Here is a 14264-nt window from a genome sequence, read left to right as displayed (position 1 = left end):
CGCTGATGGCGATGGCCGGAATGACCGATCCGGCCATCAAGGCGTTGGCATAAGCCCGTTCCGGTCGGTTGGCCAGCTGCCAACGGTTATCACTGCCGGCAGTATTGTTGTTGGCCACGGCCGGTTGCGGCGGGGTGTTCAGATTGGCCGGCGCATTGCCGCCGATCCCGCCGACTCCGCCACCGCCACCACCCAGTGCTTGATTCAGCTGGTTGTAGGCGTTTAGGGCGGCGGCTTGATCATTACTGTTGTTGAGGGCGTTGTCTGCCTCCTGCTGTACCTGTCGGATTTGTTCCAGCATTTCGTCGCGGTTGGTGGGTTCCGTCCGCGTCGCGCCGGCAAAGTTACTGCCAGGGGCGGCGGTAGCTTGGATCTGGGTAGGCGATTTGATGGCGGCGGCCAGCATCTGTTGCCGATTCTGCTGTGCTTCGTCGGGCAGACCGGGTGCCATTGATGTCTGCGGTGGCGGCAGGGTCAGCGGGGCATCGTCCGGCAAGGTTGGGTTGGCTGGCAGGCTGTCCAAATCAATCGGCTCACTGGCTAATGCCGGCAATGTCGGCGGGGCGGCGCCGATTACCCCATTGGTCGGGGCATCGGCCAGAATGTTCTGCGCCAGTTTGCTGGAGTCGCCTTCGTTCTTAACTTGTTCGGCCATCTGCCGGGAGGCTTGGCCTTTATTAATCGCGATTAAGGCGATAATCAGCGCAAAACCGACCAGGATGCCGCCGACAATGTACACCGGCAGGCGGTTGAGCCGGCGTACGGACGGTTGCCGTCCGGCGGTGTTGGGGGCGGCGGAAGGGGAGGACTGGACATTGAGCAGATCGTTGTCGTTGGCCATAACAGACTCCTATTTACGGGACCAGCTGCCGGCGGGGGCAATGTTGTTATTGCTGTTGACTAGGTAACCACGGGTATAGGTGGTGCGGCCGTCTACGGTGTAGCTGACCCGGTACAGTTCGCCGGCCACCTGATCGACTTTATCCAGTACCACGGACAGTCGGTTGGCGGCGGTGTTGGCGGGCACGCTGTCGGCCACCGCAAAGCCTTTTTCACGCAATGCTTGGCTGAGGTCTTTGCTGAACGGGTCGCTACCGTCGAATACAAACAGGGTATTCGCCGCCGGGTAGTCGGCACTCAGTCGGGCGGTAACGTCCTGGGCGACGTAGCGTTCCAATGCGGCGGATTGGACGTAGGAACTCATGCTGCCGCAGGCGGCCAGCATGGTGGTCGCAATAAGGGCATACAGTGTTTTCATGGCTGTTTCCTAGTAATAACGACTTTGGATTGGTGGCGGCCCACCCCGGTTAGTAACACGGCTTTATCAAAGATGGTGTCGACGACGAAACGGTCACCGTCGAGTCGGTAATTGACCAGGGTGTCCTCGCCGTCGCGCACGATCAGCAAGGTGGGCGCTTCGCCTTGGGCCATGCTGGCCGGCATTTGGATGTAGGTACGGGTGCCGTCGTTATACACACGCAACGGTTTCCATGATGGCGAGTCGCCGCTGATGTTGTATTCGAAGTCCAATTTGTCGATTTGCTGGCCGGAAGGCAGTACGTTGGACGCGGTTTTCCAAGCTGCTTCCTGACGGGCACGTTGCAGGGCGGCCTGTTGGTCTTCGGGATAGATAAAGCCGACTGCCGGCATGAAACGGCTACGGTGCGATTTCAACCGCAAATGGTAGGTTCGGCGGTCGGTGGCGATAAACAGGGTGGTCTGTAGGCCGACATCAAATGGTTTAATCAGAATGTGCATTTGCGGTACGCCGTCTTTACCGGAAATGGCCGGCTGGATGTCCCAGCGGGCGGTATCGCCCGCATTGAGGCTGTTCAGTTGTTCGCCGGGTTGCAGGGCGATGTCGCATACCTGTAAAACCGCACACACGATGGAGGGATTGGACCCCAAGGGAAACATGAGGCGACCCTGTTCGCCCAGCCCGGGCGGGGTAGCCATGCGGCCGTCGTAGGAAAAGTCGTGCGAGTAGCGCAAACCGGTGTTTTCTTGGCGGTTCAGCGGCGGGTTCGGGACATCTTTGAAATAGTCGTCTGCCATTTTGTCGGCGAAGGCGCTGCCGGCAACGGCACTCATCAATAGTCCGAGGATGAGGTGTTTCATGCTGGGTTTCCCTTTCGGTTCAGGTTAATTGGTTAAGTGGCCGGTGACCAGGAGTAGTCTTTGATGTATAGGCCGACCGGGTTGCGCAGAATCTGCTCTTCATTGGTGGGTGGAATAAAGTAAATGGTAAACAGGCCGCGCATATTCTGTGGCGGTTTGGTTAAATTGCCGTCATGGGAACGGGTGGTTTCCACCCAATCAATTTGCCATGATGATTCCGATTGACGCAGCACGGATTGGATTTCGACATTGACCAAAACCGTTTCCGCCCGTTTGAACGGTGAGGCTTCCGGCGAACCGTTGAACCACTCGTTGGTTTTGGCGGTGGCGGCATCTTTGGGATTAAGCATGCCGTAAGCATCTTGGATGTATCGGCGCTGTAAAGAGACGTCGGTGGTCACGGTGCGGGTATGGGTCAGCCAGCTGGCCAGCATGGCGCGGGTAATGCGTTCATCGGCCGGAGCGGCGCGGTCGGCACGACCGACCGATACGGTGCTGCCCAGCTTATCCACTTCGACCAGATACGGTACAAATTTGGACTGGCTGCCGATATAGGTCATGCCGGCGATACCGGCCAGACCGATCAATAGCCCGAACAGACCGGCAAACTGCCACATCTGCCTTGAGGACACCATGTCCCCCATGATGAAGTTCCATTGTTTCCTGGCGTTTAAAAAGGGGTTGTCAGTCAATTCGTGCTGGCTTTTTTCCGAGCCACGGAAGAGGTTTTTCAATGACATGGTTCTGCTCTTTTAATAAGGAGTTGCATACTGATTGATGTCGATGCCGCGGCTGATCAGCCACTGGTTCACCCAGTCGTCACCGAATTGGTCGATGAATTTGTACATCAGGGCCAAGGTGTCGCCGTCCGATACCCCGACGAAGGCCAGTGATAACGGGCCAAGCGCCAGTTCAAACAAGCGGCGGCCTTGTGGCGAGGTGTAGTAATACTGACGTTTGGGAATGGCGGTGGCGATGATTTCGATCTGCCGCTCGTTCAGCCCCATACGTTTGTACAGAATAGTGGCGTCTTCATCCCGGGCGAACGGATTGGGCAGGTAGATCTTGGTCAGACAGGATTCGTTCAATACATCCAAAATTCCGGATTTGGAGGCATCACTCAGACTTTGGGTGGCCAGCACGACGGCGCAGTTCTTTTTACGGAATACTTTGAGCCATTCGCGGATTTTTTCTTTGAACAAATCATGTCCCAACATGATCCAAGCTTCGTCAAGGAACATGAATGCCGGCGCACCGGTCAGTGACAGTTCGATGCGGCGGAACAGGTAGAACATGATGGGTAGGCGGAACTTGTCATTCAGCGACATCAATTCTTCAATTTCAAAACAGCTGAAGGAAGACAGTTCCAGGTTGTCGTTTTCCGCATCCAACAAATAACCCATCGAGCCGTCTACGGTATAGCTTTTGAGTGCTTCGCGCACTTGGGCGTCCTGAATCGTATTGGAAAAATCGGATAGGGAATAAGACTGTTCGGCGGCATTGTTGCGGATGGCTGCCTCGATCTCGTTGCGCCGCTGCGGGGTAACCTGCACGTCGTTGAGAATCATGATGGATTCGATCCAATCGGCCGCCCAGGCATGGTTTTGCGGGTCGCGGATTAATTGCAACGGGGCAAACTGCAAAGTGGAAATATCACGGTCGCCGATGCTGAAATGCGCCCCGCCGCAGGCTTTGGTCAGGGCTTCCAATGAACGGCCCTTGTCGAAGCTGTACACCCGCATACCGCGGTAACGCTGTGCCTGTGCGGCCAAGGTGGCCAACAGGGTTGATTTACCGGCACCAGTCGGGCCGAAAATCAGGGTATGCCCCACGTCGCCGACGTGCAGGTTTAACCGGAACGGGCTGGAGCCGGCGGTTACCACTTGCATCAAAGGTGGGGATTTGGGCGGATAAAACGGACAGGGGTTGTATTCTTGGCCGGTCCAAATGGTGCTGGTGGGAATCATGTCGGCCAGATTCAGGGTATTCAACAGCGGCCGTCTGACGTTTTCCACCCCGTGGCCGGGCAGGCTGCCCAGCCAAGCTTCCATGGTGTTGATGGTTTCGATGCGGGCTGAAAAGCCGAGGGTGTTGATTTCTTTTTCCGTTTGCCGCGCCATTTCCTCTAGGTGTTTACGGTCTTCGTGCATCAGCACGATGACACTGGTGTAGTAACCTTGGCCGACCAAGCCGGATTTGGTTTCGGCCAGCGCATCTTCTGCATCATCCACCATCATCAGCGCATCTTGGTCGATGGCGCCGCTGTGGGTATTGAATACTTGATCGAAAAAACCGCGGACTTTTTGCCGCCATTTTTTGCGGAATTTCTCTAAATGGGCGATGGCTTGGTGTTGATCCAAGAAGATAAAGCGGTTGGACCAGCGATATTCGATCGGCAGTTCGGCCAGTCGTGCCAAGATGCCGGGATAGGATTCCATGGCGAAACCGTCGATGGCTACGGTTTGGATATATTTGCCGCCGATCATCGGCACCACGCCGCCATATAGTTCTTGGCCACCCACCAAGGAATCGATATACATCGGTGCCGCCGGCAGATTGATCGGGTGGTTGCGGCCGGTAACACAGAACTGTATCCAGCGCAGGAAATCATCTTGCGTGATTTCCGAACCATCTTCCTGCACCACACGATGCGATTTCAGACGGATTAACTCCAGGGGAATACTGAGGTTGGATTCGATGGTTTCGCAGGCTTGTTTGAAATGAGCCAGGGTGCGGTCCTGTTGGGCACGTTTGCTGGATTCTATCGAATCGTCATCAAACATCAGTTCCGCCACTTTTTTCTCGGCCAGTAACGGCGGGAAATAGGTGGCGACAATGACAAAATAGCCTTCATACAGGGTACCGATGGATTGGAACAGTTGTCGGCGTTCTTCATCGATGGCTTTTGCCACGGTATTGGGGAAGAAGTTGGCACCGGCTTCGGTGTATCCGGGTGCTGGCCGTCTGGCGGCATCAATATGCAGCATCCAGCCGTTGCCCAGACCCGCGATGGCTTTATTGATACGTTTGGATACGTCTTCACGCTCGGCCGGCGTACTGCTGCCCAAGTCTTTGCCCCGATATATCCAGGCGGCCATCAGTGAGCCGTTTTTACCCAAGATAACGCCATCATCAATCACCGCAGCATAGTTCAGCAGGTCGGCCAAGCCTTCTTCGGTCGACCGGTGCTGTTTCAGTTGCATGGCGGAGGTAACGGCACGTACCCGTATAAATAGACTGACCAATAAAATCAGCCCGACCGCGCAGATACTCAGCAGCAATAGGTAAATCATTTATATCTAGCCCCTTGGGTTGTGGTGTTATTGCGGAAGGGTGTGGCTCTTGGTGGGTAGTAGCTTTTGTATTTGGTAATAGCCCGCAAGCCAACGAAACGCAACAATGGGTCGTATTTGGCCAAACGGCGCAGTAGGTACAGTGCCAGTACCCAGAAAACCAGACCGAGGATGGCGGCATATAAATTTTGCGAGGCTACTACCAACACAAAGGTCAGCAGCATCGACATTTGCACCATTTCCCGGTCGCCACCTAGGAAAAGGTTGGGTCGGTTTGCCACGCGGCGGATTGGAATGGTTCGGATCGGTCTCATGCCGATGCCTCCTGTATCGAATTAAGAATGAGGGGAATAGGTATATCCCGGGGATACCGTAGTCGGTAAGGTTTGAGCGGAGGTGGTTATTTCAGCACCTTGGCCAAACAGTTCGGACATCAAGTTTTGGGCACCGACCAGCAGGGACATCACCAAGACGATAAAAATCAATGACCGGAAGAACGCATTCAACTCACCGCCGAAAATCAACACTGCACCGGCTACCACAATGCCGATAATGGAAACGGAAAAAGCGACAGGGCCAGTCACCGATTGACGCAGTTTGGTCAGCCAACCTTCATACGGTAGACCGCCCCCTTGTGCAGCCGAAGCGAAAGCCGATTGGGTAAACAACAGAAGCAGAACGGTAAAAACGAGCAACATGAACAAATGTTGGCGGGAAAGGGTCAATTTCATGATAAAACCTTTACATTCATAAATAGGGAAAATGAAGCTAAAAAGTGTGGTGATGCTTAATCATTTGGTTAGTGGTGTGTTTAAGATCCTCCTTGGGGTTATAAATACTCAAAATTAAACGACTTATCATGATGATTATAGCCGCTAATTTTGATGATTTCCCGGATTTTCCTTCCGGTTTTTCGGTCTTTTGAAATAAAAACGATGATGTTCACGACTTGGGCAATCAGTTGCCGGATTTCGGTGGGGTGGAATGGGTTGCGAGTGATCAACCCTTCCAACCTCTCCAGACCCAGTACCGCCGAGTTGGCGTGTACTGTGGCCACCCCGCCTGGGTGGCCGGTGTTCCAAGTATCCAGCAGGTCCAATGCTTCAGCACCACGGACCTCACCCACGACAATGCGATCTGGACGAAAACGCAGGGCGGTTCGCACCAGTTTGGTCAAATCTGCCGACATCGTGGTATAGACATGCACCTTGTTGGGCGAGTCACAACGGATTTCACCGGTATCTTCCGAAATATAAATACGTTCGTTTGGGTGTTGATCGGTCATTTCCCGGATGATGCCGTTGACTAAGGTAGTTTTACCGGAACCGGTACCGCCGATAACCAAAATATTGCTTTTATCGGTTATCGCCTGTTGGATTATCGACTTTTGCTGTTCGGTCATGATGTCGTTGGCCACATACTCGTCCAATGTAAATACCCGATTGGGTCGTTTACGGATGGTGAAGGACGGGGTAGTGGTGACCGGCGGCATGATGCCGGTAAAACGGCTGCCGTCAATCGGGAACTGACTTTCTAAGATGGGATCGGCTTCATTGACAGTTTTGTTGTAATAGCCGGCAATGGTTTTGATGACGCTTTCCGCGCGACTGGAATTGAAGCGTTTGCTCATTTCCGGGTCATAGACCATGTCCTGACCCTGTTCTTCCCAGAAGATCGATGATGAGCCATCTTCATTGGGATTACACATCACTTCCAACAGGTTGGGATTCAGGAATTTCTGTAAAAATTCCTGACCCAGATCCCGTTTCAATTTTTCAAGCGCCCTACCCTTTCGGCTGGCGACGCTGTCTTCTTGATGATCGTTCATAAAGCATTTTCCCTTGGCGCATTATACAATACGATATAATGAAGTGTAAAAGAATTTAGATCCAGTCTTAACGAATAGGCAAAAAAATACCCATTTTGTTGTAAAATAGGTTATTATTCTTGCATTCAGCAGTTGCGCAGGGGCTATTTTTTGCGTTTTAGCTCTTTAATTGCCTCGGTCCCCCATTTTTTGACGGTAAATGCCCGATATTTGGGTAGGATAACGGTTACACACTCATAGTTGTCCGGCAAAATAGGCATATATTGCCTATCTTTGGACAATATGGCCAGGTAATCGGCATCCAAGTCATGATGAGTCAGTAAATAAGGCAACGGAGTTTCCAATGCGGCAGCAATGGAGGTCATGGTTTCTAAAGTAGGGTTGCCTTGCCCCCGGGTAATTGAGGACAACAGGCTGGCTGATAGCTTAGCTTTGGCAGCTAATTCTTGGTGGGTCATCTTTTTTTCCGCAGCCGTATTGAGTACGTTGGTGAAAAAGATGTGGTGGTAACTCATGGGAAATTTTAGCGGCTAAAATTTAATTTCAGTAGTATAACAAACAACGGAGGGTGTATGAACAAGTTCCTTATTTCTGGCCGAACTACCAAAGACTTGGTATTGGAAACGACTGCCCACGGTAAACCGTTTACCGTCCTGACCATAGCTGAAAATTATGGCTATATAAAAGATGGTCAAAAAGTTGAATCTGTTAATTATTTCAGAATTTTAGCTTATGGCGAACAGGCGAAGAATGCGGTTAAATTCTGCGGCAAGGGTTCCTACCTGCTGATCGAGGCTCGAATTGAAAATGATAACTACGAAAAAGATGGGCATAAGATCTATAAAGATGCCATGATTGCCAGACGTATCGAATACGCGGCCTTGAAAGCCCCGGCCGGCAGCAGCGCAGCAGAAAATCCGCCAGCTTTTACCTATGATCCCGAACAGGAAGTGAAATAATACAGGGTTTGTTTACCCCAGGGAAAAGCTGTGCCAGGGCAGGCTATCTCCCCCTGCCCTATCCAACAAAAGGAAAACTGATGAAAACAGAGAATAAATCCACAACCGACTTGGTACAGGCGAGGCAAGAAGAGCATCGCCGGCGCAGCTATTTGCAGGAAAAAGGCATTAATCCAGATGGGGAAATGGTAATCCAGGACCTGTTTGGTCGTACCTTATTTGGTTCGTCCCATCGACAGCTGCCCAATGATTTTGCCAGGTCTTGTCTTTTTACTGCCCGGCATCCCAAAATCCCGAGGAAGACATTTAGCCGGGCAAAGCTATTTCATGTTTCAGAAAAAATCGAAATCCTTTATACCGGTATCGAATTACGGTCTATTGACGACGAGCTCATCTGGATGCAGCTGGTGGAATATTGCCGTTCCGCCCCATTGGGCGATTATATCGAGTTTGATATTAGGCAGTTGATTAAAGACATCGGCTGGGGAACTGCCGGGACTTATTATAAAAAAGTCAGGGAGTCCATCAGCCGGATGAAGGCGACAGAAATTTATATCAAAAACAGCAATGCCTTCGGTATCAGCGGAGGACTGTCCCTTATCGGCGATTATGTTGGATACGCCAACCAAGACGGACAGCCTACTCGTTATCAAATCAGTATCGATAAAAACTTGATTCTGCTATTTGCAGGAGAGACCTTTACCAATATTCCTTGGAGTCAATACAAACAGCTGTCGCCCATGGCCAGACGATTGACCGATTATGTCTTTAGCCATCGGCAACCCAACCCCATCCCAATCACCACCTTTTTGGCCATGTGCGGTAGTGACCAAATCGACTCCCCCTCCAAAACCCAAAATCATAGTGCCAAAAAAGTCTGTGCCGAATTGGTTGATAAACAATTGGTCAAGGCGGCGTTCGTTCACGATGGCCGGATTATTGTAGAACGTTAACCTCTCTCGGTCTAAAGGCCGGGTTTCTATGGCTATCAGCCATATTCTGTCCCCAAGTTCGTTTCTTAGTGAGGCGTTGGCATTGTGGAAAACTACGCATGGTGCGTAATCTTAGCTGCCAAAAAATAGGGTGCTGCGTAATCTTAGCTGCCAAAAAACAGGAAAAACCGAGAAACTGCGTAATCTTAGCTGCCTAGCATCCTAAAACACGGTATTTGCGTAATCTTAGCTGCCCAAATAGGCTGTTTCAGCCTTACGTCATATAGGCGAACTAAATGAAAACAAAAAAAGCCGTTAATTTTGGCTAAAGTTATGTGGATAACCTGTGGAAAACTAACAAAATTGCCTAAAATTTAGGCAAAAAGTGCGTAATCTTAGCTGCCATCTGCGTAATTCTAGCTGCCCACGCGCGTAATCTTAGCTGCCAATTTGCGTAATCTTAGCTGCCAAACCGCGTAATTTTACCTGCCTACTCATTTGTAACACCATGATATGATTTATAAAAAATACCCATTTTTTCGCCCTAACCTATTTCTAACCTATATATAACCTGTGTTGCTTCGCAACTTCACCTAGCCTGTCGGCTTCGCCGATTTGGACAAATTCATCATTTGCCTGTCAGCCTACCGGCTGATTTAGAGTGTTTTACCCCAAGGGAAAATATGGCGCTCATCGAACTTTCTGCATTACTCACACCGTATCAAGCTTATTCCGTCCGGATTTGGGATAAAGAAAACCGACAAAAGGCAGGCTTGCCCCCTAGAGCAGAAACGGCAGCTGGCCTGACTGAGAAAATCCGGCCAGAGTGTTTTTTACCTTTCCCAGAGTGGTCGGTGCCTACCAAGGAAGAAGTCACCGCTTTATTGGATATGTCCGGTCTGACCCAAAAGCAAGCAGCAACCTTAGTGGGGTTGAAAGATAACAATGGGCGTACTTTTAGGCGGTTCACCATGGGGGAGACCCCGATAGCCTATGCTTACTGGTTTATCTTATGCCAATATGCAGGTTTATCAAATAATTACAAAAATATTTAGATTTTAGCGGCTAAAATTATTGCATTATAGGTTATTTTAACCTATAATATAGCCATATTTGATATGGAGGTAGCGATGAAAACCATCGTGGTAGCCCAGCAAAAGGGTGGGGTCGGCAAAACAGCACTTGCGCTACATTTGGCTTGGTTTTTAACCGAGCGGAAGAGCAGCAAAGTGTTATTTATTGATTTAGATACCCAAGGCAATGCGACTTATTCCTTGTCTGGAGTAAAACAAATTGTCGGTATGGGTAGCGGTAACTTATTTTCGGCTGGTTTGACGGTTACCTATGATTTCTCTGATTCTCCCCTGGTGTTGCTTCCGGCCGGCAGTATGCTGGCCAATATCCAAAACCTGTCTTTGCAGGAAGCCGCATCTGCCTTTTTGAGTAATTTCAATGCTATTAAGGGAATGGGCTATTTTGATTACTGTGTCATTGATACCCCGCCGAGCTTAGGCAATGCTTTGGCCGCCGCATTGATGGCTGCTGATTTTGTGGTGTGCCCGATTGAACTGGAAACTTATAGTATCCAAGGTATTGGTCAAATGGCATTAACCATTAATAACATCAAAAAAATCAACAAGAACCTGACCTTTTTGGGATTGTTGCCAAGCAAAGTAGACATGCGTAATCCACGGCATATCAAACATTTGGCACAGATTAAGAGCCAATACAGTGATTATTTGATTCCGGTATCTATTGGTTTACGCAGCAGTATTGCTGATGCGGTTGCTTCCAGTGTCCCGGTGTGGCACATCAAAAGGACTGCGGCCCGAAAAGCAGCCAAAGAAGTGAATGCAGTTGCCGAATATATTTTTACAAGAATGCGAGGTGAATGATGATGAATTTAGACAGCCTGGAAGACTTAAGTTCTTTGTTGAACGCTCCTGCTCCGGTTACTGGGGTTCCTTTATTGCTTAAATTGAGCCAAATACAGGAAGACCCTAATCAACCCCGGAAAATTTTTGATGAAGAGAAACTGCGAGAGTTGGCGGATAGCATCAAAGTACGTGGTGTAAAGACTCCCATTTCCGTACATGAGGACGAATCAAATCCCGGTTTCTATATCATCAACCACGGAGCACGGCGTTACCGGGCATCCATGATGGCTGGAAAAGAGACGATCCCGGCATATATCGATGGAGACTACACATTTTTGGATCAACTGGTTGAGAATATCCAACGGGATAATTTGACGCCAAGGGAAACAGCGGATGGCATAGCATTGATGCTTAACTCAGGAATGAAAAAAGGCGAAGTAGCCAAAAGGCTGGGTAAATCTGCCGCTTTCGTTAGCCAACATGTTGCTTTGTTGTCGTTGCCAGAACCGGTGGCCGCCGTCTTTAACGCGGGAAAGGTTAGTGACGTGACGGTAGTCAACGAGTTAAATACTCTATATGGGCGGTATCCGGAGGCAGTAGAGGAATTGCTACAGAATGAAGATGATATTACTCGGTCCACCATCCGGCATTTCAAGGAGTTTTTAAAAGGGGACCCATCTGCCGAAAAAGAGAGTGAGGCAGTGTCTGCACCGGAAATTAACGCCAAGAAAGATAAGCCAGCCAACCCGAAAAAACTGAAAAAAGCGATTGTGCAAGTGATGTATCAAGGACAGCTGGCGCGCTTGATTTTGAATAAGCGGGCGCATAATACGGATGAAGTCTGGTTGCAATTTGAGGAATCCGGCGAACAGGAATCGGTACCGTGTGCTGAGATTTCCAGTATTGTGGCCGTTATTGAAGGATGAGAAAGGATAAATAATGCAACTGAATAATGAACAAAGACAGGAACTTATAGAAGCTATGGAGCAGACCGATGCCATTTTGGCGTTGGAAGGGTTTGAGAAAACCGAAGAAGCGATGGCCATGGACAAAGCAGTTTTAGATGGTCGGTTTACTGATAAGCAATTGGTTGATTTGTTGTTGGCATATGTCAAGCAGCATAAAACTGTTGACGGTTTCATTGAAAGTATCGGCATAGAATAAGGGGGTATTGTGGCTAGCCTGTATCGGGACGATAACGGAGTCTTAACAAATCAGTTAGGGATTACTGATAGAGAAGAACTGCGCAGAGTAGAGTATTTGATAACTAAACGAAAAAGTAATGAGATTCTGTCAGGAAAGGCGTTAGCTGGTATTCAAGGTTACGGCTTGGAACGGCAGCAGGCTATTCACCAACACTTATTTGAAGGTATCTACGAGTGGGCGGGCAAGGTGCGGACTGTACCTTCCAGTAAAGGGATGGGTGGTGGTTTAGTGTCTATATTCGCCAATCCGGATGAAATCCGCCAGGTTTGGGGTTTATTGGAGCAGAAAACCGCCCGTTTTGCCCGCGCCGAAAATCTGAGTTTTGAGCAAAAATTAGAAGAGTTGACCGATATATTTATCCAAGCCAACCATGCCCACCCGTTTCCAGAAGGGAATGGCCGCAGCTTACAAGTATTCATGCGCCAGTTGGCAGCCGAGCAGGGTATCCGTTTGGATTACAGTAAAAACAATAAAGACGAGTGGAATCATGCCAGCGCCATAAGCGGGCTATATGGGGTATTTTGGGAGGACAATGGAGAGAAATACGTGAATCTCCTGCCTTCAAACAAGGAACCGATTAAAGCTATTTTCCGCAATATGGCCTCTCCCATGCAAACTTTGAATCAAGAACGGCAGGAGAACCAGAACATGGAGAAACAACGGGTAGTGGTAATGAATAAAAGCCATTTGTTGGAAGTCGAGCAAAATGGCAAGTGGCAGGTTGTGAATGTAAACCCAGCACCCAAAGGGATGAAGCCAGGGGTTTATTTGCTGCATACGGCCAAAGAGGCGGCAGAAGGCCAGGAATATGACGGCCAGATTGTGCACAAGGATAAAAATCATGTATTTCAAAAAACCGCATCTGGAATAATCAAACATCCGGCTAAAGCATTTGCCCAGCCGCCGGAATTGGGCGCCACGGTTTCGATAAAACGCCAAGGGGATAAGGTTGTGGTGTCGGAAAGCCGGGGGCGGAAATCAGGTCGCCGTATCTAAATTTTAGCCGCTAAAATCTTGGAGGACATCATGAGCAGTGACAGTGGATTGGTTAAAGCAGATGCCCTACTCCATGAGGCAAGGGATGATGTGGCCGCATTCGATAGTTTGTTGGAAAAGCGGGCACAGCTGGAACATGAATTTAATAGTCTGGCCGATGCCTGCCTGCTGGAAAAAGTAGCACAGGTGGAACGTATCGAGGAACGTTTGGAAGCCATGATTGCCCGCCAGCGCGATAAAATTCAAAGCCTGCAAAATCACAAACCAGGATTATTTAAGCTACCCAAGGCAAGAGGGGTTTGGGCTGAACAATGCCAACAGGCACAGTCGCGATTGTTGATGTTGGCCGACCGGCTAGAAGATGTTCAAGAGCTCAAGCATGGTATGGGTAGCAAAAATTCCCGGTTACAGGTGTTGGTAGTACAAAAAACCAGGATGAATCACCAAGAGCTGGCACAGGAATTGGATGAGGCCCAAATTGCGGTACGAGTGCACCGCTTGCATCAGCAACAGTTGGCCAAGAAAAAACAGACCCAGAGCATGGGCCTGGGTCAGTCTTTGACTATTGAGCGTTAGAAAGTAAATTTTAAAACCAAAATCAGCACAGCGAGCATGACCAATGCCGAAGCAACCAGATTCAGCCAGGCGGCGTTTCTGGTTTCTTTTATTTTCTGATTCACGGCGGTATCGATAACGTTACTTAAATCGTTTAGCTTGCTGCTTAGCTGGGCACAAGCCTGTTCAATCTGCCGGTTGGCTTGGTTTTCGGTTTCGTGGAGTATTTTACTGACGATGGCACGAAGCTTATCCTGGTTTTGGCTGAGGAAAGTTTCAATGTCCGGTTCGGATTGCTGTTGAATCGAGACCTTCCAATTGTGGGTCGTCTCCTCTATTTGTGAGCGGAACTCGTTCAGTAATTCAGTTTGGCCAGTCTTAAGTTGCTCTTCCAAGATTTCCATCATGGTGTATACCACCATAATGGGGTCTTTCGGGCTGATCGGTATCCCGTTTTTCTCCAATATGGTTGCCCGTATCGTTTTAAGCTTGTCTTCCAT

17 protein-coding genes and 1 pseudogene are annotated in these 14264 nt (G+C 49.6%); 8 read left to right on the top strand and 10 right to left on the bottom strand.

Annotation, left to right across the window (positions count from 1 at the left end; all coding sequences use genetic code 11):
- The 9 genes and pseudogenes from A7Q00_RS05235 to A7Q00_RS05195 all read right to left on the bottom strand — a co-directional run.
- Positions 1–841 (bottom strand): annotated as a pseudogene (locus A7Q00_RS05235) (hypothetical protein); the annotation flags it as partial.
- 9 nt (positions 842–850) lie between these two features.
- On the bottom strand, positions 851–1258 hold the full coding sequence (locus tag A7Q00_RS05230; RefSeq protein WP_064089562.1) for a hypothetical protein: 408 nt from the start codon (positions 1256–1258) through the stop codon (positions 851–853).
- The gene (gene trbG / locus A7Q00_RS05225) at positions 1255–2118 is read right to left on the bottom strand and encodes a P-type conjugative transfer protein TrbG (protein WP_064089561.1); all 864 of its coding nucleotides are present in this window, start codon (positions 2116–2118) and stop codon (positions 1255–1257) included. Before trbG ends, A7Q00_RS05230 begins: the two co-directional genes overlap by 4 nt.
- 32 nt (positions 2119–2150) lie before the next feature.
- Positions 2151–2858 carry a VirB8/TrbF family protein gene (locus A7Q00_RS05220; RefSeq protein ID WP_064089560.1) on the bottom strand — a complete coding sequence of 236 codons (708 nt, stop codon included), beginning with the start codon at positions 2856–2858 and terminating at the stop codon, positions 2151–2153.
- Between the two features lie 12 nt (positions 2859–2870).
- Entirely contained in the window at positions 2871–5411 is a 2541-nt protein-coding gene (locus A7Q00_RS05215; protein WP_064089559.1) for a VirB4 family type IV secretion/conjugal transfer ATPase, read from the bottom strand.
- Entirely contained in the window at positions 5408–5725 is a 318-nt protein-coding gene (trbD, locus tag A7Q00_RS05210; RefSeq protein WP_064089558.1) for a conjugal transfer protein TrbD, read from the bottom strand. The genes A7Q00_RS05215 and trbD overlap by 4 nt, the downstream gene beginning before the upstream one ends.
- Before the next feature lie 21 nt (positions 5726–5746).
- On the bottom strand, positions 5747–6142 hold the full coding sequence (locus A7Q00_RS05205; protein WP_064089557.1) for a TrbC/VirB2 family protein: 396 nt from the start codon (positions 6140–6142) through the stop codon (positions 5747–5749).
- A gap of 98 nt (positions 6143–6240) precedes the next feature.
- A complete protein-coding gene (trbB, locus tag A7Q00_RS05200; protein ID WP_064089556.1) occupies positions 6241–7239 on the bottom strand; it encodes a P-type conjugative transfer ATPase TrbB in 999 nt (332 codons plus the stop codon).
- A 143-nt stretch (positions 7240–7382) separates the two neighbouring features.
- A complete protein-coding gene (locus tag A7Q00_RS05195; protein WP_064089555.1) occupies positions 7383–7754 on the bottom strand; it encodes a helix-turn-helix domain-containing protein in 372 nt (123 codons plus the stop codon).
- Between the two features lie 57 nt (positions 7755–7811).
- Between A7Q00_RS05195 and A7Q00_RS05190 the strand changes: the two genes are divergently transcribed.
- From A7Q00_RS05190 to A7Q00_RS05155, 8 genes are all read left to right on the top strand, one after another.
- Positions 7812–8198: a single-stranded DNA-binding protein gene (locus A7Q00_RS05190; RefSeq protein ID WP_064089554.1), complete on the top strand. Its 387-nt coding sequence runs from the start codon at positions 7812–7814 to the stop codon at positions 8196–8198.
- A gap of 80 nt (positions 8199–8278) precedes the next feature.
- The gene (trfA, locus tag A7Q00_RS05185) at positions 8279–9151 is read left to right on the top strand and encodes a plasmid replication initiator TrfA (protein WP_064089553.1); all 873 of its coding nucleotides are present in this window, start codon (positions 8279–8281) and stop codon (positions 9149–9151) included.
- 662 nt (positions 9152–9813) lie between these two features.
- A complete protein-coding gene (locus A7Q00_RS05180; protein ID WP_218915556.1) occupies positions 9814–10185 on the top strand; it encodes a hypothetical protein in 372 nt (123 codons plus the stop codon).
- 75 nt (positions 10186–10260) lie between these two features.
- A complete protein-coding gene (locus A7Q00_RS05175; protein ID WP_064089564.1) occupies positions 10261–11025 on the top strand; it encodes a ParA family protein in 765 nt (254 codons plus the stop codon).
- Positions 11022–11933 carry a ParB/RepB/Spo0J family partition protein gene (locus tag A7Q00_RS05170; RefSeq protein WP_156503745.1) on the top strand — a complete coding sequence of 304 codons (912 nt, stop codon included), beginning with the start codon at positions 11022–11024 and terminating at the stop codon, positions 11931–11933. Before A7Q00_RS05175 ends, A7Q00_RS05170 begins: the two co-directional genes overlap by 4 nt.
- A gap of 13 nt (positions 11934–11946) precedes the next feature.
- Positions 11947–12171 carry a hypothetical protein gene (locus A7Q00_RS05165; protein WP_064089551.1) on the top strand — a complete coding sequence of 75 codons (225 nt, stop codon included), beginning with the start codon at positions 11947–11949 and terminating at the stop codon, positions 12169–12171.
- Positions 12172–12180: 9 nt separating this feature from the next.
- Positions 12181–13209, top strand: coding sequence for a KfrB domain-containing protein (locus A7Q00_RS05160; RefSeq protein WP_064089550.1), 1029 nt, complete (start codon positions 12181–12183; stop codon positions 13207–13209).
- A 30-nt stretch (positions 13210–13239) separates the two neighbouring features.
- Positions 13240–13785: an IncP plasmid survival protein KfrC family protein gene (locus A7Q00_RS05155; RefSeq protein WP_064089549.1), complete on the top strand. Its 546-nt coding sequence runs from the start codon at positions 13240–13242 to the stop codon at positions 13783–13785.
- On the opposite strand, the gene A7Q00_RS05150 is transcribed toward A7Q00_RS05155, so the two are convergent.
- A complete protein-coding gene (locus tag A7Q00_RS05150) occupies positions 13782–14264 on the bottom strand; it encodes a hypothetical protein (RefSeq protein WP_064089548.1) in 483 nt (160 codons plus the stop codon). The two genes, A7Q00_RS05155 and A7Q00_RS05150, sit on opposite strands and share 4 nt — an antisense overlap.

Origin of the sequence: Eikenella halliae (genome assembly GCF_001648475.1) — a bacterium.
GTDB classification, from domain to species: domain Bacteria; phylum Pseudomonadota; class Gammaproteobacteria; order Burkholderiales; family Neisseriaceae; genus Eikenella; species Eikenella halliae.
The sequence above is the reverse complement of the archived record's forward strand: the minus strand, read 5'-3'. Positions and strand labels throughout refer to the sequence as shown.

Bases quoted from the DNA above. Each gene is read 5' to 3' on its own strand.
- A7Q00_RS05215 (WP_064089559.1), bottom strand. From the start codon at position 5,411: ATGATTTACCTATTGCTGCTGAGTATCTGCGCGGTCGGGCTGATTTTA.
- A7Q00_RS05150 (WP_064089548.1), bottom strand. From the start codon at position 14,264: ATGGAAGACAAGCTTAAAACGATACGGGCAACCATATTGGAGAAAAAC.
- A7Q00_RS05190 (WP_064089554.1), top strand. From the start codon at position 7,812: ATGAACAAGTTCCTTATTTCTGGCCGAACTACCAAAGACTTGGTATTG.
- trfA (WP_064089553.1), top strand. From the start codon at position 8,279: ATGAAAACAGAGAATAAATCCACAACCGACTTGGTACAGGCGAGGCAA.
- trbB (WP_064089556.1), bottom strand. From the start codon at position 7,239: ATGAACGATCATCAAGAAGACAGCGTCGCCAGCCGAAAGGGTAGGGCG.
- A7Q00_RS05180 (WP_218915556.1), top strand. From the start codon at position 9,814: ATGGCGCTCATCGAACTTTCTGCATTACTCACACCGTATCAAGCTTAT.
- A7Q00_RS05165 (WP_064089551.1), top strand. From the start codon at position 11,947: ATGCAACTGAATAATGAACAAAGACAGGAACTTATAGAAGCTATGGAG.
- A7Q00_RS05220 (WP_064089560.1), bottom strand. From the start codon at position 2,858: ATGTCATTGAAAAACCTCTTCCGTGGCTCGGAAAAAAGCCAGCACGAA.
- A7Q00_RS05170 (WP_156503745.1), top strand. From the start codon at position 11,022: ATGATGATGAATTTAGACAGCCTGGAAGACTTAAGTTCTTTGTTGAAC.
- A7Q00_RS05230 (WP_064089562.1), bottom strand. From the start codon at position 1,258: ATGAAAACACTGTATGCCCTTATTGCGACCACCATGCTGGCCGCCTGC.
- A7Q00_RS05205 (WP_064089557.1), bottom strand. From the start codon at position 6,142: ATGAAATTGACCCTTTCCCGCCAACATTTGTTCATGTTGCTCGTTTTT.
- A7Q00_RS05155 (WP_064089549.1), top strand. From the start codon at position 13,240: ATGAGCAGTGACAGTGGATTGGTTAAAGCAGATGCCCTACTCCATGAG.
- A7Q00_RS05195 (WP_064089555.1), bottom strand. From the start codon at position 7,754: ATGAGTTACCACCACATCTTTTTCACCAACGTACTCAATACGGCTGCG.
- trbG (WP_064089561.1), bottom strand. From the start codon at position 2,118: ATGAAACACCTCATCCTCGGACTATTGATGAGTGCCGTTGCCGGCAGC.
- A7Q00_RS05175 (WP_064089564.1), top strand. From the start codon at position 10,261: ATGAAAACCATCGTGGTAGCCCAGCAAAAGGGTGGGGTCGGCAAAACA.
- trbD (WP_064089558.1), bottom strand. From the start codon at position 5,725: ATGAGACCGATCCGAACCATTCCAATCCGCCGCGTGGCAAACCGACCC.